The following is a 22,598-nucleotide window of genomic DNA, read 5'->3' as shown; positions in this document are numbered from 1 at the left end:
AGGCTGTCGGGAATCCCAGTAGCCACCTGCGATGTTGACATGCAAGGCTGGATGCCGTAGGTCCAGCCATACCGAACTACGGAGGATGCCCTGAGTAACAAGGAACGCAGCATTGCCGACCGCAGCGAGGCCGTCGAGCGCATCCTGTCCCGTCAGGGGACGGCGCTCTCCGAAGGAACCACCCGCTGGGGCGAGCATGACGGGGACCAGACCGATCTGGCCGATCGCCAGGCCCTGCGGCGAGTCTCCGGGCTGTCGACCGAACTCGAGGATGTCACCGAGGTCGAGTACCGGCAGCTGCGACTGGAGAAGGTCGTGCTCGCCGCGGTCTGGACCACCGGGACCGCCACCGACGCGGAGAACTCCATCCGCGAGCTCGCCGCGCTGGCCGAGACGGCCGGCTCGCAGATCCTCGACGGCGTCATGCAGCGCCGCACCTCTCCCGACCCGGGCACCTACCTGGGGCAGGGCAAGGCCGAGGAGCTGCGCGTCATCGTCGAGGAGACCGGGGCCGACACCGTCGTGTGCGACGGGGAGCTCTCGCCCTCGCAGCGACGTGGCCTGGAGGACAAGGTCAAGGTCAAGGTCATCGACCGCACCGCGCTCATCCTCGACATCTTCGCCCAGCACGCCAAGTCCAAGGAGGGCAAGGCCCAGGTCGAGCTGGCCCAGTACGAGTACCTGCTGCCGCGTCTGCGCGGTTGGGGTGAGTCGATGTCCCGCCAGGCCGGTGGCCAGGTGGGTGCCGGTAACGGTATGGGTTCGCGTGGTCCCGGTGAGACGAAGATCGAGCTGGACCGGCGGCGCATCCGCACCAAGATGGCGAAGCTGCGCCGGGAGATCACGGCGATGAAGACGTCGCGGGTGACGATGCGCGACTCCCGTCGCCGTAACGCCGTGCCCGCCGTCGCCATTGCCGGGTACACCAACGCCGGCAAGTCCAGCCTGCTCAACCGGCTCACCGGTGCGGGGGTACTGGTGGAGAACGCGCTGTTCGCCACGCTGGACCCGACGATCCGCCGGGCGATGACCCCGGACGGTCGCGAGTTCACGCTGGCCGACACGGTCGGGTTCGTCCGCAGCCTTCCCACCCAGCTGATCGAGGCCTTCCGCTCCACGCTGGAGGAGGTCAGCGACTCCGATCTGCTCCTGCACGTGGTCGACGGGAGCCACCCCGATCCGGAGGGCCAGATCAGTGCCGTCCGGGCGGTGCTCGCCGAGCTCAAGGGCGATGTGCCCAAGGAGATCGTCGTCATCAACAAGATCGATGCCGCCGATCCCGAGGTGATCAACCGCATCGTTCTGCGGGAGCCGCGGGTCATCGCGGTGTCCGCGCGCAGCGGTGAGGGCATCGACAAGCTGCTCGACCTGATCCAGGAAGAGCTGCCGCGCCCGGACGTCGAGATCGACGTCCTCGTGCCCTATGACCGGGGCGACCTGGTCAGCAAGATCCACGAGCGGGGCGAGGTGCTCACCTCCGAGCATGTCGAGCAGGGCACCCGGATCAACGCCCGGGTGAACGCCGGACTGGCCCACCTGCTCGCCTCGTACCGCGTGGGAACGCCTGTCGCCTAGGCGTTATCGGTGACGTAGCCGGAGCGTCGCCGATACCACGCAGCCGCCCGCCGGGCGCGGGGTCACCACCAGGTCGTGCGTCAGCTGCGCGACCAGGTAGAGCCCGCGCCCGTGCTCGGAGAGGTCGTCGTCGGGGAGCCTCGGCACCAGCCGGTGCATCCCGTCGAGGAGTTCCGGCCGGCGGCCGAAGCCCGGCCCGATGTCGGCCACACTCAGCAGGGGATGCGAGCCGTTCCAGCTCAGCGTCACCCAGGCCGGTCCTGGAGTGTGGGCGAACGTGTTGGTCAGCAGTTCCGCCACGACGATCTGCGCCGAGTCCAGGTCGCTACCCAGGGCGGCCCGGCAGCGCAGGGCGGCGATCACCTGGTGCCGCACGGCCGGTACCCGCGCCGCGTCGCCCGCCTGCAGCACCCAGGTGGCCATGGCGGTCAGGGCCCAGGTCTCGCGGCGCCAGGCGGACAAGGCCGGGACGGCCTGGCGGCCGGATCTCCGGGAGGCCGTGGACCGCCGGGTGGTGCTCATGCGCTCGCTCCTCGACATCCAGTACCCGGATTCCGCACAGGCTCAGTCCCCACGGTGCAGTACGAGGGCGGTGTCCCGAGGGCCAGAGCGGCACATTCAGGTCTTTGGCCGACCGCCCATTAGGCTGGTCCGATGTCTTCCACCATCGATCCCGGGCACGACGAGCGGATCGAGGGGGAGAGCACCGACCCCGACATGGAGGACGAGGCGGCCGGCGACGCTGTCGCCGACACACCCGTGCGAGCGGGCCGGCATCCCCAAGCCGAAGCCACCCCGAAGAAGACCGGCGGCCGCCGACGCAAGGTGACCCAGCTGCTCTCCGCCGCGGTGGCGGAGATCGGGGGCGTGCCGCGCGAGGGCCAGGTGCAGATGGCCGAGGCCGTCGACGAGGCGATCAACGCCCGCAAGCACCTGCTGGTGCAGGCCGGTACCGGCACCGGTAAGTCGCTGGGCTACCTGGTGCCCGCGGTGAAGAAGGCCGTGAACTCCGAGCGCCCGGTGATCATCTCGACCGCGACGCTGGCGCTGCAGGCCCAGGTCGTCGAGCGCGACCTGCCTCGCCTGGCCGGCGCCCTGACCGAGGAGCTCGGCCGTTCCCCCAGCTGGCAGCTGGTGAAGGGCCGCCGCAACTACGTCTGTGTGCACAAGCTGGCCGGTGGTTTCCCCGACGAGGACGCGCTGTTCGACGCCCCGGCCGAACTGCCGGTGGCCGACCAGACCGACCGCGGTGTCAGCCACCCGGCACCCGGTACCGGCCAGACCGGTGTCACCTTCAGCGCCGCCGCGAGCCGGCTCGGGCGTGAGGTGGTGCGCCTGCGCGAATGGGCCGAGACGACCCGCACGGGTGACCGTGACGAGCTGGTGCCCGGCGTCTCCGAGAAGGCCTGGCGGCAGGTCTCGGTCAGCGCGCACGAGTGCCTGGGCGCCTCCCGCTGCCCGATGGCGGGGGAGTGCCACGTCGAGCTGGCCCGGGAACGCGCGCGGGACGTGGACATCGTCGTGACCAACCACGCACTGGTGGCGATCGACTCGTTCGAGGGCCGCGCGATGCTGCCCGAGCACGACGTGCTGGTGCTCGACGAGGCGCACGAGTTCGCCGATCGGGTCACGTCGGTGACGACCGACGAGATGACCCCGGCGATGGTGGAGTCGGGCGCCCGGATGGCCCGCCGCGTGGGGGTCGGTGACACGACGATGCTCGAGGTGGCCGGCGAGACGCTCGAGGCGGTGCTGGAAGACATGCCTGCCGGGCGCCTGGAGAACGGTGTGCCGGACGGGCTCCTGGCCGCGATCTCGCAGATCCGTGACAGCGCCCGGGCCGTCAGCTCGTCGATCCAGCAGCTGGCCAAGGACGAGAAGGGCGGCGACGGCGAGGGCGCCCTCCAGGTGGCGCGGGCCGCGGTGACCGAGATCTTCGACGTGGCCGAGCGGTTCATCCAGGCCGCGGCGCAGGCCCAGGCCTACGACGTGATCTGGGTCTCCCGCACGCGGCGCCCGGACGGGGGCGAGCGGATCAGCCTGCACGTGGCCCCGCTCTCGGTGGCCGGCCTGCTGCAGGAGCGGTTGTACAGCGACCGCACGGTGGTACTGACCTCGGCCACGCTGACCATCGGCGGTAACTTCGACTCCGCCGCCGGCGCGGTGGGGCTCGGCGGCGAGGGTGCGCCCGAGTGGACCGGCCTCGATGTCGGCAGCCCTTTCGACTACCCCAAGCAGGGCATCCTCTACCTGGCCAAACACCTGCCCCAGCCCGGCCGGGACGGCGCCTCCCCGCAGGCCATGGACGAGCTCGAGGAACTCATCAAGGCCTCCGGTGGGCGCACCCTCGGGCTGTTCTCGTCCCGCCGGGCCGCCGAGGCCGCCGCCGAGGCGCTGCGCGAGCGCCTGGACATGCCGATCCTGTGCCAGGGCGACGACAGCATGAACACGCTGGTCAAGGAGTTCGCGGCAGATCCGCGCACCTGCCTGTTCGGCACGCTGACGCTCTGGCAGGGCGTCGACGTGCCCGGGCCCTCGTGTCAGCTGGTGGTGGTGGACCGCATCCCGTTCCCGCGTCCCGACGACCCGCTGGCCTCGGCCCGGCAGCGCGCCGTGGCCAAGGCCGGCGGCAACGGGTTCATGTCGGTTGCGGCCACCCATGCCGCGCTGCGCCTGGCGCAGGGGGTCGGGCGGCTGATCCGCTCGTCCGACGACAAGGGCGTGGTGGCCGTGCTCGACCCCCGCCTGGCCACGGCCCGGTACGGAAGCTTTCTGCGGGCGTCATTGCCGCCGTTCTGGACCACGACCGACAAGGACGTCGTGCTCAAGGCGCTGCGGCGGATCGACGAGGCCGCGGAATCGGACTGAGCGGACCGATCGGGCTCAGGCGCGCAGCGAGACCCGGACCGCGCTGGTCAGGTCGTTGACCGTGTGCACGCCCTCGAGGAAGTCGTCCGGGAAGGTGGCGTCTAGCGCCTCACCCATCGCGGTCAGCAGCGCCGGGTGGGCGGTCTCGTCGAGCACCCGGGTCAGCGGACCGGTTCCGGCCAGAGCGTCGGCGGGGACCTGGAGCTGACGGGCGAGCACAGCGCGTACGGTCGAGTCGATTTCCACGACCGTGAGGTCAACCACGAGATCGGACACAGCTCGATCCTTTCCGTCCGTCCGGCCCGCGTCTTCGGGCCGGCTCGGTGCCATATCTGTCGGTGGCGCGTTCACCGATGTTTCTCCCCGGAGCAACCGGAACGAAACACTTTCGACGCCCGCAGGACAGTAGCGCGACGCCGGGACACTCACCGGGCCCCGGCCGGTCAAACCCCTGAACGGCCCCGGTGAGATCCAACACCTGGTCGCGGGCCCAACGGCCCTGGACATAGACATAGACATGGCGAAGCCGGCTCCGCTGATCGGGCGGAACCGGCTCGGCGATCGCGTCCGCTTCCGTGCGGACGCCTTGCGGGTGGTGCTGCGGCAGTTGGTGCTGGTGTTCCCGACCCGGTTACTCCAGACCCGGCGTCAGACCCGGCGCATGACCGCGACCACGCGGCCCAGAATCGTTGCGTCGTTACCCGGGATCGGCTTGTACGCCTCGTTGTGCGGGAGCAGCCAGATGTCGTCGCCCTTGCGCTTGAACGTCTTGACCGTGGCCTCGCCGTCGATCATCGCGGCCACCACCTCGCCGTTCTCGGCCACCGGCTGACGGCGGACCGCCACCAGATCGCCGTCGCAGATCGCGGCATCGATCATCGAGTCACCGACGACCTTGAGCAGGAACAGCTCACCGTCTCCGACCAGCTGCCGGGGCAGCGCGAAGACGTCTTCCACGGCCTGCTCGGCCAGAATCGGCCCACCGGCCGCGATCCGGCCGACGAGAGGCACGTACGACGCCGCGGGGTGCGTGTCTCCGGCCGCCTCCACCTGGAAGGCCGCCCCGCCTGCGGTGGCGGTACGCCCCATGGTCGGGCGCTCGCCCGGCATGATCACCTCGATCGCGCGCGGCCGGTTCGGATCGCGGCGGACGAAGCCCTTCTTCTCCAGGCTGGTGAGCTGGTGGGCCACACTGCTGGGGCTGGTGAGGCCGACCGCCTCACCGATCTCGCGCATGGTGGGCGGGTAGCCGCGCCGGTCGACGGTCTCCCGGATGGTCTCCAGCACCCGCCGCTGGCGCACGGTGAGGCCGTCGCCGTCGGGAGGGCCGTCGGGGAGTGTGCGCACCGTCGCACTCCCCTTCTCCGGTACCGCCGCGCCGGCGGTCCGATCGTCTGCCATCTGCCACCTCCATGACCCTGTGCCCGGCGGTTCGCCGGACACGATCACCCTAGGAAAGCGCGGCGACACTTTCAAACAAGTGTTCGAACGTGTCGCGGATTTTCCGCCGCGCAGTGGTAGACATGGAACACCTGTTCGATCGAACCTGTGTTCGAACAGCTGGTCACAGGCCCCGCCGATAGGAGTCGAGGATGAGCCTGACGTCTGCTCCGCCGTCCACCCGATCCCGGGTCGCGCCGCGCGTGCGATCCGGCCGTTCCCGCGTGTCTCACGTGTCCCGTGTCCCGGTCGCACCGCGCCGCCGGCATCCGCTGCTGCGGGCGCACGGTGCTCGCCCCGCTCCCGACCGGCGTCCCCGGCTGCGCATCGTGCGCGAGGGGGAGAGGGCGATGCCCCGAGTGCCCTCGGGAGCGCCGCTGCGGCTGACGCGCCGCGGCCGGGTCGTTCTCCGGGGTGGCGGCCTGCTGCTCGCCGTGGTTGCCGTCCTTGCCGGGGTGCTGCTCCTCGACCGTCCGGCCGAGGCCGGGTCGCAGGCCCGGCCGGTGCCGGTCAGCTATCACACGGTGCTCTCGGGCGAGACGCTCTGGGGGATCGCCGGCCGGATCGCGCCGGACGTCGATCGGCGCGAGACCGTCGCCGACATCATCGAGCTCAACGCACTTCCCGGCCCGGCCGTGAGCGCCGGACGCCGCATCGCCCTTCCTGCCCACTGACGGGCCATTGACCGGCCATTGACGGGTCATTGACGGGTCATTGACGAGCCACTGACGGGCAGCTGACGCCCGCCCGTTCGGGTGGTCGTCCACCATGGCCGTACCCGTGATCATCCGCTATCCGGACGCCGTTAGACCGCGACTTTCCGTAGCTTTATAGTTGCGCCGGGTAGTCACTCGACTGGAGTAGTTCTGCTCGTAAAGGCGCGGGCGGGTGCGCAGCTCGGCCAATATCGCATCGGGGCTCCCACGTGGGCGGCTTGCAACGAGTCCGCCTCCGGCCTAGCGTTGCCCCCAGATGTAGTAGTTACAGAGCTGTGAAGCGTCCACATCTAGTCAACATCTACTCAACAGGCAGTCAGTGGTTACCCACAGGGCGAAGTCGTTCATCCCGGGTTGTGCGCAGATCCGTCCGCGACCCTGCCCTGCGAGTGTCCCGGAAGGAGTCGCGCCGTGAACTGTCCCTTCTGTCGTAACGCCGATTCCCGGGTCGTCGACTCGCGGAGCACGGACGACGGTGCCGCCATCCGTCGGCGCCGGCAGTGCCCCGAGTGCGGCCGTCGCTTCAGCACCCTGGAGACGGCCAGCCTGACCGTGGTCAAGCGGTCGGGAGCCACAGAACCGTTCAGCCGCGCGAAGATCGCGACCGGCGTGCGAAAAGCGTGTCAGGGCCGCCCGGTGGGCGAGGACGACCTCGCCCGGCTGGCCCAGCGCGTCGAGGAGGCCATCCGGGCGACCGGTTGCGCCGAGATCGAGGCCCACGAGGTGGGTCTCACCATCCTGGTGCCGCTGCGCGAGCTCGACGAGGTCGCGTACCTGCGGTTCGCCAGCGTCTATCAGGCCTTCGAGTCGCTCGAGGACTTCGAGTCGGCCATCACGGTGCTCCGGGCCGAGCGGGAGCCCACCGGCGTCGAGCCGGGCTCCCCGTCCGCGCCGAGCACTCCCTGAATCACCGCCGTCGCCCGGCTGGGGAAGGCAAGGCGGCGGCGGTCCACAACAACGCACGTCAATTCAGTGAGAACAAGCCAGTACTGGCACAACTACGCCGTCGTGCGGTCGCTGACACCGCCGGCAGCAACCAAAGGGGAACGGACGTATGACGGAGACCGCGTCGGGCCGAGGCTCGCGGAAGACCCGCGACGCCGCACCGCAGGTGCGCCGCACCGGCCTGAACATCGGGCGGATCTACACCACGGAGGGGGTCCACCCCTACGACCAGGTGACCTGGGAGCGGCGCGACGTCGTCCAGACCAACTGGCGGTCGGGTGAGACGATCTTCGAGCAGAAGGGGGTCGAGTTCCCCGACTTCTGGAGCCTCAACGCGTCCACCATCGTCACCACCAAGTACTTCCGCGGCGCCTTCGGTACCGACGCCCGCGAGTCGAGCCTCAAGCAGCTCATCGACCGGGTGGTGCTGACCTACACCAAGGCCGGCCGCGACAACGGCTACTTCCTGACCGAGGCCGACGCCGACGTCTTCGAGCACGAGCTCACCTGGATGCTGCTCAACCAGGTCTTCGCGTTCAACTCGCCGGTCTGGTTCAACGTCGGCACCAGTGCCCCGCAGCAGGTCAGCGCGTGCTTCATCCTCTCCGTCGACGACTCGATGGACTCGATCCTGAACTGGTACAAGGAAGAGGGTTTCATCTTCAAGGGCGGCTCCGGCGCCGGCCTGAACCTCTCCCGGATCCGCTCGTCCAAGGAACTGCTGCACAGCGGCGGCACGGCCTCCGGTCCGGTGTCGTTCATGCGCGGTGCCGACGCCTCGGCCGGCACCATCAAGTCCGGTGGTGCCACCCGACGCGCGGCGAAGATGGTCGTGCTCGATGTCGACCACCCCGACATCGAGGAGTTCATCGAGACCAAGGCGCGCGAGGAGAACAAGATTCGCGCCCTCCGCGACGCCGGATTCGACATGGACCTCGGCGGCCGGGACATCACCAGCGTCCAGTACCAGAACGCCAACAACTCGGTCCGCGTCAGCGACGAGTTCATGCGCGCTGTCGAGTTCGGTGAGCAGTTCGGCCTGACCAGTCGCACCAGCGGCGAGGTCATCGAGCACGTCGACGCCAAGGAACTCTTCGGCAAGCTGGCCCAGGCTGCCTGGGAGTGCGCCGACCCCGGCATCCAGTACGACGGGGTGATCAACGACTGGCACACCACGCCGGAGTCCGGTCGGATCAGCGCCAGTAACCCGTGTTCGGAGTACATGCACCTGGACAACTCCAGCTGCAACCTGGCCTCGCTGAACCTGCTCAAGTTCGTCCAGGCCGACGGCGGTTTCGACGTCGAGAAGTTCACCAAGGCCGTCGAGATCGTGATCACCGCGATGGACATCTCGATCTGCTTCGCCGACTTCCCGACCGAGGCGATCACCGAGACCACGCGCGCCTACCGCCAGCTCGGTATCGGCTACGCGAATCTCGGTGCGCTGCTGATGGAGTCGGGGCTGGGCTACGACTCCGAGGGTGGCCGGGCGCTCGCCGCGTCCATCACCTCGCTGATGACCGGTGCGGCGTACCGTCGTTCGGCGGAACTTGCCGGTGTGGTGGGGGCTTACGACGGCTACCAGCGCAACGCCGAGGCCCACCGTCGCGTCATGCGCAAGCACGCCGCCGCGAACGACACCATCCGCACGGTGCACCCGATGGACGCCGCGGTGCAGCGCGCGGCCACCCAGGAGTGGGAGGCGTCGCTGGCGATCGGTGAGGTCAACGGCTGGCGCAACGCCCAGGCCTCGCTGCTCGCGCCCACGGGCACCATCGGCTTCATGATGGACTGCGACACCACCGGTATCGAGCCGGACTTCTCGCTGGTCAAGTTCAAGAAGCTGGTCGGCGGCGGCTCGATGCAGATCGTCAACCAGACGATTCCGCGGGCCCTGCGCAAGCTCGGTTACGCCGAGGAGACGGTTGAGGCCATCGTCGAGTACATCGGCGAGAAGGGGCACGTCATCGACGCTCCCGGCCTGAAGACGGAGCACTACGAGGTCTTCGACTGCGCGATGGGCGAGCGTGCCATCCGCCCGATGGGCCACGTGCGGATGATGGCCGCGACCCAGCCGTTCCTGTCCGGTGCCATCTCCAAGACGGTCAACCTGCCGGAGAACGCGACGGTCGAGAACATCGCCGACGTCTACTTCCAGGGCTGGAAGCTGGGCCTGAAGGCGCTGGCCGTCTACCGCGACAACTGCAAGGTCGGCCAGCCGCTCTCCGACGCCAAGGCCAAGAAGGCGGACGCCCCGGTCGAGAAGGTCGTGGAGAAGGTCGTCGAGTACCGTCCGACCCGCCGCCGTCTGCCGAAGTCCCGCCCGTCGATCACCACCCGCTTCACCGTGGGCGGCGCCAAGGGCTACATGACGGCCGGTTCCTACCCGGACGACGGTCTCGGCGAGGTCTTCATCAAGCTCGGCAAGCAGGGCTCGACCCTGGCCGGCATGATGGACTCCTTCTCCGTCGCCGTGAGTATCGCCCTGCAGCACGGGGTTCCGTTGCAGACGTACGTGGAGAAGTTCACGAACCTGCGCTTCGAGCCGGCCGGCCTGACCGACGACCCGGACGTGCGCATGAGCGCGAGCATCATGGACTACGTCTTCCGCCGCCTCGCCCTCGACCACCTGTCCTTCGAGGAGCGCTCGGCACTGGGCATCTACTCGGCCGACGAGCGGGCCCGCGAGCTGGCCACCGGCTCGTACCTGCCGCTGGACGATGATGGCGAAGACGTCGAGGAAGAGCTCGAGAGTCTCGCCCAGTCCGCCCAGTCGCAGGAGATCCCCCAGCCCCTGACCACGGGCAAGGCCACCAGCCAGCTGCCGGTCGTCAACGTGAACGGTGCGGCCGCGGCCAAGTCCGCCCCGAAGGCCGTGCACTCCTCGGCCGAGCTGTTCGAGGCCATGCAGGGCCGCACCGCCGACGCCCCGATGTGCTTCACCTGCGGCACCAAGATGCGCCCGGCCGGTTCCTGCTTCGTCTGCGAGGGCTGCGGGAGCACCTCCGGCTGCAGCTGAACATCACGCAGATGACAAGACGGCCCGGTGCGCGAAATAGTGCACCGGGCCCGTCTTAACGTCGGCCCTGAGCGGGTGGTACTCGCCGCCAGTGCTCGGACGAGGGCCCCTCGGCGTCTGCAGCCTCCACTTCCGTTGCGGCGAGCGTGATCTGGTCGAGCATCCGATACATAGGGCCGAAGTCCCGTCCCTCGGAGGCAGCCCGGCAGGCGTGGTCGTTGGTCTCTCCCCGGACGGCCTCCCAGTTCAGGTACCAGCCGGCGTCCCCGGCGATCCGGTCCCAGAACAGCCGCTGGGTGCGGCCGTTTCCCTCCCGGAACGGGTGCAGGAAGTTCACCTGGTCATAGTGGTGGGCCAGGCGCAGGATGAAGGTCGGGCGGTCGAGGCCTTGCAAGAATTCCTCCGCGTGCAACTCGCCGAATGCGAATGCACTGCGCGAGCAAGGTGATTCACGCCGACGAACGGTTCGGCTCCATCGACGTGTTTGCGCATGTCGATGACCCGGAGGTGGCCGGCTCAGTCGTAGACGTCCTGGAAGACGAAACCGTGGATCGCCGCTAGTTCAGACCAGAGCGTTCTCACTGGTCGTGAGTTCTTCCTGCGTCTTGACGCCGAGCTTGTTCCGGAGGATTCCGCACGCCGGATCAAGGTAAGGGTCATGCTGATGCTCTGAGATGTCGGCATCTGATGAGCGGGCAGTGCTGCCGGAAGAATCAGGTCGGCCTATTGGCACCATGTCGAGCTTGGATCCGTTCGCGAAGTTCCCACGAGGTGATCCGGCCTTCGACGTATTCCTGCCCGTCGGCGCGATCCGAGGAGCCTAGGTGGCCTCCCTCCATCACGCCGCTGTGGATGAGGGCGGACACGCGTCGCTGGCGCTCGGCGCGGGTGGTGACCCGTGTGCCCGAACCAGTTCTGACAGTCGGTGTCGCCATCGTTCGTCTCCTCCACAGAGCCCCGTGCAACCGCCACCGTACCGGTTCGACCTCGATGACAACGATGCATAAGGCCGGTCCGGACGCATCAGAGTCACGGTTTCCTCGAACGAACGGGAACGTACCCAGAGCGATCCATGGTGAACGCATCGTGATCAAGGCTATCAAAATGACGCCTTCCGGTATTCGTCACGCGTAGGTTCCCACCGTTCCGTAGACCGGGATGAACACCACGATCACCGCCACCGTGCCGGCCAGGGTCAGGGCGATCGGGAGCGGACCACGGATGCTCCGGGCGAGCATGACGGCCAGGAAGGCGACCCCGGCCAGACCGCTCAGGGTCCAGTAGACCGGGCTGGTGGTCTCCGGTACGTAGATGAGGCCGAACAGGGCCTCGCCGATCGTCACGCCGGCCAGCGCCGCGGTGGCCAGGGCCGGGCGCACTCCGTCGCCGTGCAGCCAGGCGGCCGACAGACCGATGAAAAGCCCGGCGACAGCGCTGGACAGCGTCCACAGCAGGGGGTCGTAGGCCTCGCCGGACAGCGCCAGGCCAGCGGTGAAGCCGAACATGAGCAGCACCGAGCTCGCCGATCCCAGCAGGGTCGCCGGCACCGGGCGGGCCCGGACCCGGAGGATCAGCACGACGATCACCAGTACCCAGGCGTTCGCCGAATTGGCCAGGGAATACAGCGAATACGGCAGCACGGTCTGGGCCCAGGCGGTCAGGGCGCCGATCACGAAACTGAGGACGCAGACCATCAGCCAGGCGTGTAAGGGGTCACTGGTGGGGTGGCTGGTTGTCCGGGACACCCTCGCAAGGGTGGCCGCCCGCGGCGGGGCGGACATCGTCCTCAAGTATCAGAGCGCTGGCCTTCCGGGCAGTTCTTCCGCGACCAGCGATCCGGCTGGGGAGAGGCGACGTGGGAGCTCCCGGCCCGGGCGGCGGGCTGACCTCCGTGCCTATGCTGGGGCCGTGGCGCTCGACTACCTCCTCTACGTGATCGCCGATCTCGAGCCCGAACACCTGGGGCAGCGACTGTTTCCGGGTATCGCCCCCACGGCGGTGGACCCGGGAGACATCGCGGAGCGCGACGTCGTCTGTATGTGCTGCGAACCGGTGACACTGCCGCACGTGACCTATGACCGGTGGGACGCGCAGGGTATGTCGGTGAGGGTGGAGGCCAGCCCTCACCGCGATCCGGAACGTCTGGGCCGCAGTGTCCGGATGCACGCCAAGGGCGACGACGGGGAAGAGGTGACGCGATATCTCAAGCCCTGCGCCAGCGTCGTTTTCGAGCTGCGGGACGACGACGCCCTCCGACCCGCCCGTCAGGCGCTGGAGGCCGTCACCCGCTTCGCGCACTCGGGCCCGGAGAACTTCTACTATCTGCACAACCACCACTACCTGCTGCTCTCCCGGGCCCACGGCGAGCTGCGCCGGCACCGGCCGAAATGGTGGGACTGGCACGGCGGCTTCGACGACCTCGTCCCCTCGACCGCCCGGGCCCGGACCTACCCGGAGCGTCCTGCGGCCCACGCCCCCCGTTCCCGGCGTCGCCGGGGGTGAGGTTCAGAACCGCAGCAGGATCTTCGCCATCGAGCGCTCGGCGGCGAGGCGGACCTTCCGGGTGCCGTGGGCCAGGTGGTTGCGCAGTTCCGGCACGTCACGGGTGTCACCGAACCGGCCCAGGCCCTCCAGGCAGGCGGCCCGTACCTGGGAGTCACCGGCCCACAGGCTGGTGCGGTACCACTCGCCGAGATCCAGGCCGAGACGCTGGGCGTGCAGGCAGGCGAGCGCCCGGGTGGCCGGGGCCGGATCGGCCAGCAGGGGCTCCAGGTCGGAGGAGTCGAGATCGTCGGCATCGCGCAGCGCGATCCATCGCACGTCGGGGTCCGGAGCGGCGAGAAGCCCGGCGGCAACGGCGATCCGGTCTTCGGCCAGCCATCCCGCACAGGCCCGGCGCAACCAGGCGTCGTGCTCGGACAGGGCGATCGTCACCATCTGCGGGGGCGGCAGCTCCCCGAGCGAGCGGGCCAGGGAATGGGCCCAGCGCCGTTCGCCGGGACTGCCGATCCGGTCGAACGTCCCGACGAACGCCGGCACCGGCATCTGCTGGAAGAGGAGGTCCAGCACGGCGTTCAGAGCAGTGCCCGACTGGGCCCAGCGGCGGCGCCGGGCCTCGACCAGACATCGCAGAGCCGAAAGGTGTTGCTTCACGTCGAACCGGGGCAGCAGGGCGTCGGCGGCGGCCGTGCGCACCTGGGGTACCGGGTCGAGCAGGCCGAGGGCCAGGGCGGTGGTGACGGTGGAGGTGCCCGGCATCGCCGCGAGCACCTGGGTGGCTTGCTGCCGGACGTACCCGTCGGGGTGCCGGCTGAGCACCGCGGCGGCCACGACCGGGACATCCGGCCGCCGCAGACGGTCGCGGGCCGCCGCGACGGGGATCCAGAGCTTGTGGTCGGTGTGGTCGAGGTAACTGCAGTAACGGCTCAGCGCCAGCCAGGCCCGGCTGTCCATCCGGTCGAGCACGCGACCGGTGGCCGCCATCTCGCCGGCGTCGCCACTCGCGACGCTACGGATCACGTCGAGCACGAGGGTACTGCTGGAGAGAACCTTCACCACGAGGCCCATCCTGGGTGACGCATCCGCTTTCGGCCAGAGAATTTCGCGTATGTCACCCGCGGCCGACCAGTCCGCCCTCATAGGCGATGACCACCAGCTGCGCCCGGTCGCGGGCCCCGAGCTTGCCGAGTACCCGGGACACGTGCGTCTTCACGGTCAGCGGAGAGAGCACCAGTTCCTGCGCGATCTCCTTGTTCGACATCCCCGCCGCGACCAGACCCAGGATGTCGCGCTCGCGCTGGGTCAGGCTGTCAAGGCCCTCCACCACTTTCGGGCCGGCCGGGACGACCGGTGAGGGAGCGGTCTGCGCGCCGACGTAGGCCTGGATCAGCCGCCCGGTCACCTGGGGTGCCAGCAGCGCCTGCCCCTCGTGCACGAGGCGGACCGCGTCGATGAGCGCCTCGGGTTCGATGTCCTTGAGCAGGAACCCCGAGGCGCCGGCCTTGAGGGCCCCGAACACGTACTCGTCCAGCTCGAACGTGGTCAGCACGATGACGCGGGTACCGGTCAGGGCGGGGTCCGCGGTGATCCGGGCGGTGGCCTGCAGCCCGTCGGAGCGTGGCATCTGCACGTCCATCAGCACCACGTCCGGCCGGGTCTGCCCGGCCAGCTGCACGGCCTGGTCGCCGTCGCCGGCCTCACCGACCACCTCGAGGTCGGGTACGGCCTTCATCAGGGCCCGGAAACCCGCGCGCAGCAACGGCTGGTCGTCGACGAGCATCACCTTGATCGTCACAGTGCCTCTTTCCTGTCGGGGAGGGGCAGGGCCGCGCTGACCCGCCACCCACCGGTGGGCCGGGGCCCGGCCTCGAGGGTCCCCCCGACGGCGGCCGCCCGTTCCCGCATGCCCCGCAGGCCGCTGCCCGAACCGCTGGTACTCAGCGGCCCCGGGCAGGCCCCACCCTCGTCCACCACCTCGACGACCAGCCGGTCGTTCACCGGTCGCACGCTCACCCGGGCGCTGGTCGGGCCGGCGTGCCGCAGGGTGTTGGTCAGGGCCTCCTGAACGATCCGGTAGGCCGTGGTGCCGATCGGGGTGGGCACCGGCCCGGGGTCCAGCTCGACGGTGACGTCGAGACCGGCGGTGCGCAGGTTCTCGGCGAGATCGTCCAGGGCCGCGACGGCCTGCACCGGAGGCCCGGGCTGGGAGGCCACCGGCTCACCCGCCTGCAGCAGGCCGAGCGTGGAGCGCAGGTCGCCCAGTGCGTCGCCACTGACCTGCTTGATGGTGCGCAGCGTGGCGTGCGCCTCGTCCGGGTCGTTGTGCACCAGGTAGGCCCCGACCCCGGCCTGGACGTTGATGGTGACGAGGGCGTGGGCGACCACGTCGTGCACGTCGCGGGCGATGCGCAGCCGTTCCTCACCCGCCCGCCGCCGCGCCGTCTCCTCCTGGGTGCGCTCGGCGGTCTGGGCGCGCTCGACCAGGGCGGTCATGGCGGCCCGGCGCTCGTGGGCGGCCACACCCAGGGCCAGCGGCAGCACCGCCCAGGCGAGGTTCTGAGCCGTGGGCACGCTGAACAGCGCATGAGGGCTATAGATCTGCAGGATGGCCAGGGTCAGGGGCAGGAGCGCCACGCCCGCGGCCAGTGCGGCCCGGCGGCCGTGGCGGTCGGCGACCGCGTAGGCGCAGAGCACGGCCGGGGCGGGGAGCGTGGTGTAGATATCGACATCGGCCTGGGCGAGCCCGAAGAGGGTGATGATGGCCAGGGTCAGTGACACCGCGGGCAGCTGCCGTCGCAGCAGGACCGGCAGCGCGGCCAGGACGATCGTGGTGGCCTGCAGGATGCTCAGGGGCAGGCTCCGAAAAGCCACCTCGGCGAACATCCCGCCCGCGCAGAGCACCGTCAGCGCGACACCCCAGAACCGGATCACTCCCGACAGATTAGCCGCGAGTGATCCGGTCAGGTAAGAGCTCATGAAAATCAGTTCGCCAGAACCAGTTCGGGTCGTCCCTCGGACAGGCCCACCCGGTCGTGCACACGCCGCAGCCACATCGGCGACCACCAGTTCCACTTGCCCATCAGGGCCATCAGGGCCGGGACCAGCAGGGAACGGACGACGAACGCGTCCACCAGTACCCCGACGGCTGTGGAGATGCCGATCTGCTGCATGAACGAGATCTCGCTGGTGCTGAAGGCCCCGATGGCCACCGCCAGCAGGATCGCGGCCGCGGTGACGATGCTGCCGGTGCGGCCCAGACCCGAGGCCACCGCCTCACGCTCACTCAGACCCTCCTCCCTGGCCTCCTTGATCCGGCCGAGCAGGAACACGCCGTAGTCGGTGGAGAGCGCGAAGACCAGGGCCGCGGCGACCAGGAAGTCGGTCGGTTCCACACCGCCGTTGGGCGTGTAGCCGAGCAGACCCGTCAGGCGGCCGTCCTGGTAGACGAAGACGATCGAGCCCAGCGAGACGCCGACGGTCAGCACGTTCATCAGTACGGCCTTGACCGGCAGCACGACCGAGCCGGTCATCAGCCACAGCACCAGCATCGTGAGCACCACCAGCAGGGTCACGGCGAGGGGCAGGGTGCCGGCGAGGGCGTCCTGCTGGTCGATGAAGGACGCGGCGGGTCCGGTCACCAGGGCGTCGACACCGGTGTCGGCGGCCAGATCACGGACGTCGTTCACGACGGTGCGGGCCTGGTCACCGGTCGCGTCGCCGTCGACGAGCAGGTCGAGCTGCCAGGTGCCCCCGCCCAGATCGGCGGGCCCGGCCGGTTCCGTGCCGGAGGCCACGCCGGGCAGGGCGGACGCGGCACCGGCGAAGTCCTCGACCTGGGAGGCGTCGTCACTGCGGACGGCGATGCTCACAGGGGTGCCGGTGTCGGTGCCGTAGTGCTCGGTCAGGGTGTCGGCCACCACCCGGGAGCTGAGGGTCTGCGGGATCACCGTTTCGTCGACCGGGGTCCAGTTCGCCCGCAGGGCCGGGGCCGCCAGGAGCAGCATCACGGCGGCGGTCGCGACGGCGATGGCTCCGGGCCTGCGCATCACCGCGTGGGAGAACCGGTACCAGCGACCCTCGCCCGAGGTGCGCTGCCGGCGTGCCAGTTTCGTTCCCCACAGACCGAACAGCGCGGGGGAGACGATCAGCGAGGCGAGGGCGGCGACCACGGCGACCGTGGCCCCGGCGATGCCCATCGACCGCAGGAAGCCCATCGGGAACACCGCGAGTGTGGCCAGGGCCACGGCGACGGTGGCGGCCGAGTAGACGACCGTGCGGCCGGCGGTGCGCATCGTGGTCAGCACGGCTGAGGGCCCGGCTCCCTGGCGGGTCAGTTCCTCGCGGTAGCGGCTCAGCAGGAACAGTGAATAGTCCACGGCCAGGCCCAGTCCCAGGCCGATGACGAGGTTGAGGGCGAAGATGCTCAGGCCGTAGAGCTGGTTGACCCCCAGCAGCGCGAGGAACGTGCCGAGAACGGTCGTGATGCCGACGATGAGCGGCAGAACGGCTCCTCTCCCGCCGAAGAAGAGGATCGACAGCAGCACCAGCACCGGGAAGGCGAACAGCTCGGCCCGGCTCAGGTCCTTCTCGGTCTGCTCGCCCAGTTGCAGGCCCAGTACGGCCTCACCGCCCAAGGTCACGCCCGCGCGCCCGTCGAACGCCTCGATCACGTCCTGGGCGATCTTCTCCTCGTCGAGACCGGCCCGCAGCGTGGCGGTGACCAGTGTGGAGCTGCCGTCGGTGGCGGGACCGGCGGGGTCGGCGGCGGCCACACCCTCCACGGCCGACAGGGTGGCGACCGTGTCGGCCACCGTGGCCGGGCTCTCGACCAGCACGAGCACCCCGGCGCTGGGCTGCAGGCCGGTCGCGGCCTCGATCCGCTCCAGCGCCCGGGAGGACTCGGCGTCCGGGGGAGCGAACCCGCCCTCGGTGTCCAGGGCCCCGGCCACCGGACCCCCGAAGACACCGGCCAGGGCGACGAACAGCAGCACGGCCAGGAGGGAGCGGCGGGGTGCGGCATGCAGGATCCGCACGAAGCGGCTGATGGGTGAACTCTTCTCGTCCATGCCCCGAGCTTCGCGGGGAGGGGCCGGCCCCCGCGTCCGTCGCGAGATGGCATCCGGAGCGGTCCGGACCGGCCGCATACGCCATGCGATGTACGCCGGGGGGCCGCCCCCCAATCGGCCGTGATCATGCAAAACCTCCCCGGAGTTCTAGAACTCCAGCGCCCACTGTTCTAGAACGCTGGGGAGGTTTTGCATGATCACGGAAGAAAATAAGCGACGGCTTGTGTCAGGCGGGTGGGGTGGTGGTGGCCGCGGCCCGGAACATCACCGCGATCGCCGCCGCGCCCGGGTCCTGCACGTCGGCCAGGTGCTCGGAGGGTACGTAGGCCGATCGTCCGGCGCGCGCGGAGGTCATCGAAGCCGTTGCGGTGGAGCCCTTCTCGGCTGCCTCGGCGGCGTCCGCGGCCGATCCGGTCGACAGGGCGGCGACGGCCGGCACCAGGGCGTCGAGCATGGTGCGGTCGCCGACCGAGGCGCCGCCGTAGCGCTGCATCGCGCCGATCCCGGCCTGCAGCGCGTCGGCCACGGAAACGCCCTGTGCCGAGGCGGTTCCGGCGGCGGCGAAGAACACCGAGCCGAGCACCCCGCTGGAGCCGCCCATGCTGGTGGCGAGAATGCCGGAGAGCGCGGAGAAGAGGGCGGGTCGCTCGGCCAGGGGCAGGGTGTCCAGCCCGGCCAGCACCCGGCGCGCGGCGGTGCTGAACGTCGAGCCGGTGTCGCCGTCACCGACGTACGAGTCCAGGGTGTTGAGCATGCCCTCGGCCTCGATGATGCTGTCGCAGACGGCGGTCAGGAGCGTGCGGACGTCGTGGTCGGCGGACGCGGTGAACGTCGGGTTCTCGACGGCCGGCACCTCGACGAGGGTGACCTCACCCACCGGCAGGGCTCCCGGCCAGGCGATGTGTGCGGCCACCGGGGCCTGGAGCAGTGCGGTCAGCTCGGCGTCGACCGGCAGGGCCGAGACCGAGAAGCCCTGGGCCGCAAGCGAGGTCATGAGCAGGGCGGGGCCGGTCAGCAGCGACGCCCGGGCTCCCAGGGGAGTGGCGAGCAGGTCGCGCAGCACGATGCCGAGCTCCAGGGCGGCCACGCCACCGAGGTTGTTCAGCAGGAGGGCGAGCGGCCCCCCGGACACCGACTCCTCGAGAGAGGAAGCCATCGACGCCACGAGAGCAGCCGCGTCCTCCAGCTGGATGGTGTGGGCCCCGGGCTCGCCGTGGATGCCGAGACCCAGCTCGGCCGTGCCCGGCTCGACCCGTTCGGTGTAGGGACGGCCCGGGATGGCCACACCGGTCAGGGAGACGCCGAGCGTCTTGGCGGTGGAGGCCACACGCCCGGCGACGGCGGCCACCTCGGCGAGGGAGGCACCCGACTCGGCCGCGGCCCCGGCGGTCTTGTGCACGAACAGGGTCCCGGCCAGACCTCGCGGCTGGGGCGCGTCGGGCAGTGCGATGTCGTCGCCGACCACGACCATCTCCACGGCGAGGCCCAGGGCCCGGGCCCGCTCGACGGCGAGGCCGAAGTTCAGCCGGTCGCCGGTGTAGTTCTTCACGATCACCAGGCATCCCGCGTCGCCGGTGACCGACACGATCGCGGCGAGCACCGCGTCCACACTCGGGGAGGCGAAGATGTCACCGCAGACGGCGGCGGTCAGTAGACCCTGACCCACGAACCCCGCGTGAGCGGGCTCGTGCCCGGCCCCACCCCCGGAGACCACGGCGACCCGGTCGCGCGGGGCATCGGTGCGGACGACCACCTTGATGTCCGGATAACCGTCGAGCCGGGCCAATCTGCCGCCCGAGGCCCGCACCAGCCCGTCGATCGAGTCCTGCACGGCGTGGTCGACATCGTTGACGAGGTGGCCCATGAATGCTCCTTCGCGCGGCGTGAATCCTCTTCGACACTATCGAAGTGCACTGTGGGACACCTGAGGCCGCAGGCGTCACACGTCACAGATCCCGCCTGCATCGAACGGAACCCTTGCCGCGTCTGTACGGTGTCGCGTCCACCCCGATCACCCGATCACCCCGATCGCCCCCAAGGAGCCCTCGATGGACGAATTCAGGGATTTCGATGGTTCCATCGACCCGTTCTTCTACTTCTTCTTCGCCATCGCGGGCTTGATCGCGCTGGTCTTCCTTGCTTTCGTGGTGGCTATCGGCAAGGCCACCGTCCAGGGGATGCAGCAGCGGAGCCGGGACAACGCCGCGCCCGTGCTCACCGTGCCCGGCGCGGTCGTGGCCAAGCGCCAGGACCACCACCGCACCAGCGATCACTCGCACACCAGTTACTTCGTGACGTTCGAGATCCAGGGGCACGATCGCATCGAGTTCCCGGTCGAGGGGAACCAATGGGGGACGCTCCTGGAGGGCGACCGCGGTCAGGTCACCTACCAGGGCACCCGCTTCAAGGGTTTCAACCGCACCCCTCAGGACCGCTGAACTCTTTCTGAACCGGCCTGGACTCGGTCTGAGCTCAGACCGGGCCCGGGCCGCTCAGTCGTTGTCCGGCTCCTCGCCCTGGTAGACGCGGTCGCGGCCGGCCCCGCCGGAGAGCTGGTCCTTGCCGGAGTCACCCTCGAGCAGGTCGTTGCCCGAGTTGCCCCACAGCCGGTCGGTGCCGGAGCCGCCCTGGATCTCGTCGTGGCCCTGGCCACCGTGCAGCCGGTCGGCTCCGGAGTCACCGTCGATCTCGTCGTTCCCCGACCCGCCGAAGGCCACGTCCTGGCCGGAGCCGCCGTCGATCTCGTCGGAACCGGCCCCACCGCAGATCAGGTCGTTGCCGCCGTTGCCGTCGATCTCGTCCGCACCACCGAGCGCCACGATCACGTCCCGGCCGCGGGTGCCCTCGATGTCGTCCGCCCCGCCGGTGCCGACGATGGTGGCCCTGACCCCGTTGCAGGTGTGGGCGGCCGAGGCGGTGGGGGTGGCAGCGGCGGCCGGGCCCGCGAGCAGGAGGGTGCCGGCGCCGAGCGCGGCCGCGGCGCTGACGGCGAGGGGAAGGGTGCGGGTCATGCGCTTCATGGCGGTCTCCTGGTTTCTCGGTTGTTCTTCCGGGCAGAAGAAGTTCACCCAGAGCGCGTGAGTGCAGGAGGAGAGGAACATGAAAGCCCTCTCATGAAGAGTGGGTCGTCGTAAGACCCTCACACGTAACAGGTGAGGCCTACTCTGTGGCCGATGGACCGTCGACAGCTGGAGTATTTCCTCGCGGTCGCGGAGTGCGGGAGTTTCACCCGGGCCGCGGCGGCCCTCACCATCGCCCAGCCCAGCCTCTCCCACGCGATCGGCCTGCTCGAGCGGGAGCTGGGATCACCGCTGTTCGAGCGGCTCGGACGGGGAGTGCGCCTGACCGCGGCCGGGCAGGCGCTGATGGTGCCGGCCCGCCGCACGCTGCGTTCGTTCCAGCTGGCCACGACCGCTGTACGCAGCGTCACGGACATCGGGTTCGGACGGCTGACGATCATCTCGAACACCTTGTGGGCGGTCGAGCCGCTGGTGCAGATCATCGGTGAGTTCCGGCAGGCCCATCCGGCGGTGCAGTTCAGCATCAGTGATCCGGTGCGGCGTTCCGACGTGCTCGACCAGGTGCGTTCGGGCGACGCGGATTTCGGCCTGGTCGACGGCACCCCGCCGGCCGGGGTGCTGGAGAGCCAGTGGCTGGTCGAGCACCGGCTGGTGGCGGTGCTACCGCCCGACGCCCTGCCCGGTCAGACCACGGTGAGCGTCACGGAGCTGGTACCGCTCGGCCTGATCTGTACGCTGCGGGGCACCGCGCTGCGGGAACTGCTCGACACCGAACTCCAGGTGGCCGGCGAGGCGTCGGAGCTGGCCGTGGAGACCGCGCACCTGGCCGCGGTGATCCCGCTGGTGCTGGCCGGCGCCGGGGCCGCGCTGCTGCCGGAGGGCCTGGCCGAGGACGCCGCCCAGCGCGGGGCCCGGGTGCTGCCGCTGCGTCGGCCGACGGTCGCGGCCGTGCACCTGATCTGGCGGGCGCGGGGGCTCAGCAGCCCGGGGCAGCACTTCCGCACCCTCGCGGCGACGATGTACGGTGACGAGACATAGATAATCTCTATAGGATTGAGAGAGAATTGGTCTCTCTTTCCAGTTCGGGACTATCGACCCTGGTTCTCCCGGCTGCCACGATCAGGGACAGTCGAGAGGACGGAGCTATGGGTCGCGGACGCGGACACCCCCGATGCGGACGTGGGGATCAAGTGTGGTAACCGGCGCATAATTCTCGCCCCCAGCGAGCTTCCGGGCGCGTTTCCTGGCAGGGTGGTGCGTTCCGTATCCACTTGCCGACGATGACGTGAACCCGATGAACAACCCTGCCTGAAGCTATGACCTGCCCAGCCGGACCGGATCTTTCCGGGCCCAGATCTGCTGCGGTGGTCTGGTTTCTTGCAGGACATGAACTTTCGGCCGCACCTTGACGTGTCTTGGTCCAAGAGCGGCCGCCCGGCGCAGTTTCTGC

20 protein-coding genes are annotated in these 22,598 nt (G+C 69.8%); 8 read left to right on the top strand and 12 right to left on the bottom strand.

What is annotated here, in order from left to right; translation table 11 throughout:
* Window positions 1-90 precede the first annotated feature (90 nt).
* Entirely contained in the window at window positions 91-1,575 is a 1,485-nt protein-coding gene (gene hflX, locus QSK05_RS32990) for a GTPase HflX (RefSeq protein WP_502879857.1), read from the top strand.
* Window positions 1,576-1,578: 3 nt separating this feature from the next.
* On the opposite strand, the gene QSK05_RS32985 is transcribed toward hflX, so the two are convergent.
* Window positions 1,579-2,097 (bottom strand): ATP-binding protein, encoded by a 519-nt coding sequence (locus tag QSK05_RS32985; RefSeq protein ID WP_285601324.1) that lies wholly within the window; start codon window positions 2,095-2,097, stop codon window positions 1,579-1,581.
* 132 nt (window positions 2,098-2,229) lie between these two features.
* Here QSK05_RS32985 and QSK05_RS32980 point away from each other — a divergent pair, with 132 nt between their 5' ends.
* A complete protein-coding gene (locus QSK05_RS32980) occupies window positions 2,230-4,443 on the top strand; it encodes an ATP-dependent DNA helicase (RefSeq protein WP_285601323.1) in 2,214 nt (737 codons plus the stop codon).
* A gap of 15 nt (window positions 4,444-4,458) precedes the next feature.
* On the opposite strand, the gene QSK05_RS32975 is transcribed toward QSK05_RS32980, so the two are convergent.
* Together QSK05_RS32975 and lexA are read right to left on the bottom strand one after the other, a co-directional pair.
* Window positions 4,459-4,719, bottom strand: coding sequence for a hypothetical protein (locus QSK05_RS32975; RefSeq protein ID WP_285601322.1), 261 nt, complete (start codon window positions 4,717-4,719; stop codon window positions 4,459-4,461).
* 372 nt (window positions 4,720-5,091) lie between these two features.
* Window positions 5,092-5,844: a transcriptional repressor LexA gene (gene lexA, locus QSK05_RS32970; RefSeq protein WP_285601321.1), complete on the bottom strand. Its 753-nt coding sequence runs from the start codon at window positions 5,842-5,844 to the stop codon at window positions 5,092-5,094.
* A 191-nt stretch (window positions 5,845-6,035) separates the two neighbouring features.
* Here lexA and QSK05_RS32965 point away from each other — a divergent pair, with 191 nt between their 5' ends.
* From QSK05_RS32965 to QSK05_RS32955, 3 genes are all read left to right on the top strand, one after another.
* Window positions 6,036-6,557 carry a LysM peptidoglycan-binding domain-containing protein gene (locus QSK05_RS32965; protein WP_285601320.1) on the top strand — a complete coding sequence of 174 codons (522 nt, stop codon included), beginning with the start codon at window positions 6,036-6,038 and terminating at the stop codon, window positions 6,555-6,557.
* 453 nt (window positions 6,558-7,010) lie between these two features.
* Complete coding sequence (gene nrdR, locus QSK05_RS32960) at window positions 7,011-7,505, top strand: transcriptional regulator NrdR (RefSeq protein ID WP_285601319.1); 495 nt, start codon at window positions 7,011-7,013, stop codon at window positions 7,503-7,505.
* A 148-nt stretch (window positions 7,506-7,653) separates the two neighbouring features.
* Window positions 7,654-10,563 (top strand): vitamin B12-dependent ribonucleotide reductase, encoded by a 2,910-nt coding sequence (locus tag QSK05_RS32955; RefSeq protein WP_285601318.1) that lies wholly within the window; start codon window positions 7,654-7,656, stop codon window positions 10,561-10,563.
* Between the two features lie 55 nt (window positions 10,564-10,618).
* On the opposite strand, the gene QSK05_RS32950 is transcribed toward QSK05_RS32955, so the two are convergent.
* The 3 genes from QSK05_RS32950 to QSK05_RS32945 form a co-directional block, all read right to left on the bottom strand.
* Window positions 10,619-11,083 carry a Fic family protein gene (locus QSK05_RS32950; RefSeq protein ID WP_285601334.1) on the bottom strand — a complete coding sequence of 155 codons (465 nt, stop codon included), beginning with the start codon at window positions 11,081-11,083 and terminating at the stop codon, window positions 10,619-10,621.
* A 193-nt stretch (window positions 11,084-11,276) separates the two neighbouring features.
* On the bottom strand, window positions 11,277-11,498 hold the full coding sequence (locus QSK05_RS36560; RefSeq protein WP_352303463.1) for an antitoxin VbhA family protein: 222 nt from the start codon (window positions 11,496-11,498) through the stop codon (window positions 11,277-11,279).
* A 189-nt stretch (window positions 11,499-11,687) separates the two neighbouring features.
* Complete coding sequence (locus tag QSK05_RS32945) at window positions 11,688-12,308, bottom strand: DUF6518 family protein (RefSeq protein ID WP_285601317.1); 621 nt, start codon at window positions 12,306-12,308, stop codon at window positions 11,688-11,690.
* 163 nt (window positions 12,309-12,471) lie between these two features.
* On the opposite strand from QSK05_RS32945, the gene QSK05_RS32940 reads away from it, so the two are divergent.
* A complete protein-coding gene (locus QSK05_RS32940) occupies window positions 12,472-13,065 on the top strand; it encodes a hypothetical protein (protein ID WP_285601316.1) in 594 nt (197 codons plus the stop codon).
* Window positions 13,066-13,068: 3 nt separating this feature from the next.
* On the opposite strand, the gene QSK05_RS32935 is transcribed toward QSK05_RS32940, so the two are convergent.
* The 5 genes from QSK05_RS32935 to QSK05_RS32915 form a co-directional block, all read right to left on the bottom strand.
* Complete coding sequence (locus tag QSK05_RS32935; protein ID WP_285601315.1) at window positions 13,069-14,121, bottom strand: hypothetical protein; 1,053 nt, start codon at window positions 14,119-14,121, stop codon at window positions 13,069-13,071.
* A 52-nt stretch (window positions 14,122-14,173) separates the two neighbouring features.
* Window positions 14,174-14,842, bottom strand: coding sequence for a response regulator (locus QSK05_RS32930; protein WP_352303476.1), 669 nt, complete (start codon window positions 14,840-14,842; stop codon window positions 14,174-14,176).
* 11 nt (window positions 14,843-14,853) lie between these two features.
* A complete protein-coding gene (locus QSK05_RS32925) occupies window positions 14,854-16,038 on the bottom strand; it encodes a sensor histidine kinase (protein WP_285601313.1) in 1,185 nt (394 codons plus the stop codon).
* Window positions 16,039-16,043: 5 nt separating this feature from the next.
* Window positions 16,044-18,128, bottom strand: a complete 2,085-nt coding sequence (locus QSK05_RS32920; protein WP_285601312.1) for an MMPL family transporter — start codon at window positions 18,126-18,128, stop codon at window positions 16,044-16,046.
* 226 nt (window positions 18,129-18,354) lie between these two features.
* Window positions 18,355-19,992 carry a dihydroxyacetone kinase subunit DhaK gene (locus tag QSK05_RS32915; protein ID WP_285601311.1) on the bottom strand — a complete coding sequence of 546 codons (1,638 nt, stop codon included), beginning with the start codon at window positions 19,990-19,992 and terminating at the stop codon, window positions 18,355-18,357.
* Between the two features lie 184 nt (window positions 19,993-20,176).
* Between QSK05_RS32915 and QSK05_RS32910 the strand changes: the two genes are divergently transcribed.
* Window positions 20,177-20,566, top strand: a complete 390-nt coding sequence (locus QSK05_RS32910) for a DUF2500 domain-containing protein (protein WP_285601310.1) — start codon at window positions 20,177-20,179, stop codon at window positions 20,564-20,566.
* A gap of 54 nt (window positions 20,567-20,620) precedes the next feature.
* Here QSK05_RS32910 and QSK05_RS32905 read toward each other — a convergent pair whose 3' ends face one another.
* Window positions 20,621-21,148: a calcium-binding protein gene (locus QSK05_RS32905; RefSeq protein WP_285601309.1), complete on the bottom strand. Its 528-nt coding sequence runs from the start codon at window positions 21,146-21,148 to the stop codon at window positions 20,621-20,623.
* A 153-nt stretch (window positions 21,149-21,301) separates the two neighbouring features.
* Here QSK05_RS32905 and QSK05_RS32900 point away from each other — a divergent pair, with 153 nt between their 5' ends.
* Window positions 21,302-22,186: a LysR family transcriptional regulator gene (locus QSK05_RS32900; protein ID WP_285601308.1), complete on the top strand. Its 885-nt coding sequence runs from the start codon at window positions 21,302-21,304 to the stop codon at window positions 22,184-22,186.
* Window positions 22,187-22,598: the final 412 nt, after the last annotated feature.

This window comes from Kineosporia sp. NBRC 101731, assembly GCF_030269305.1.
Taxonomy (GTDB): Bacteria; Actinomycetota; Actinomycetes; order Actinomycetales; family Kineosporiaceae; genus Kineosporia.
This window is presented reverse-complemented; position numbering and strand designations above follow the sequence as displayed.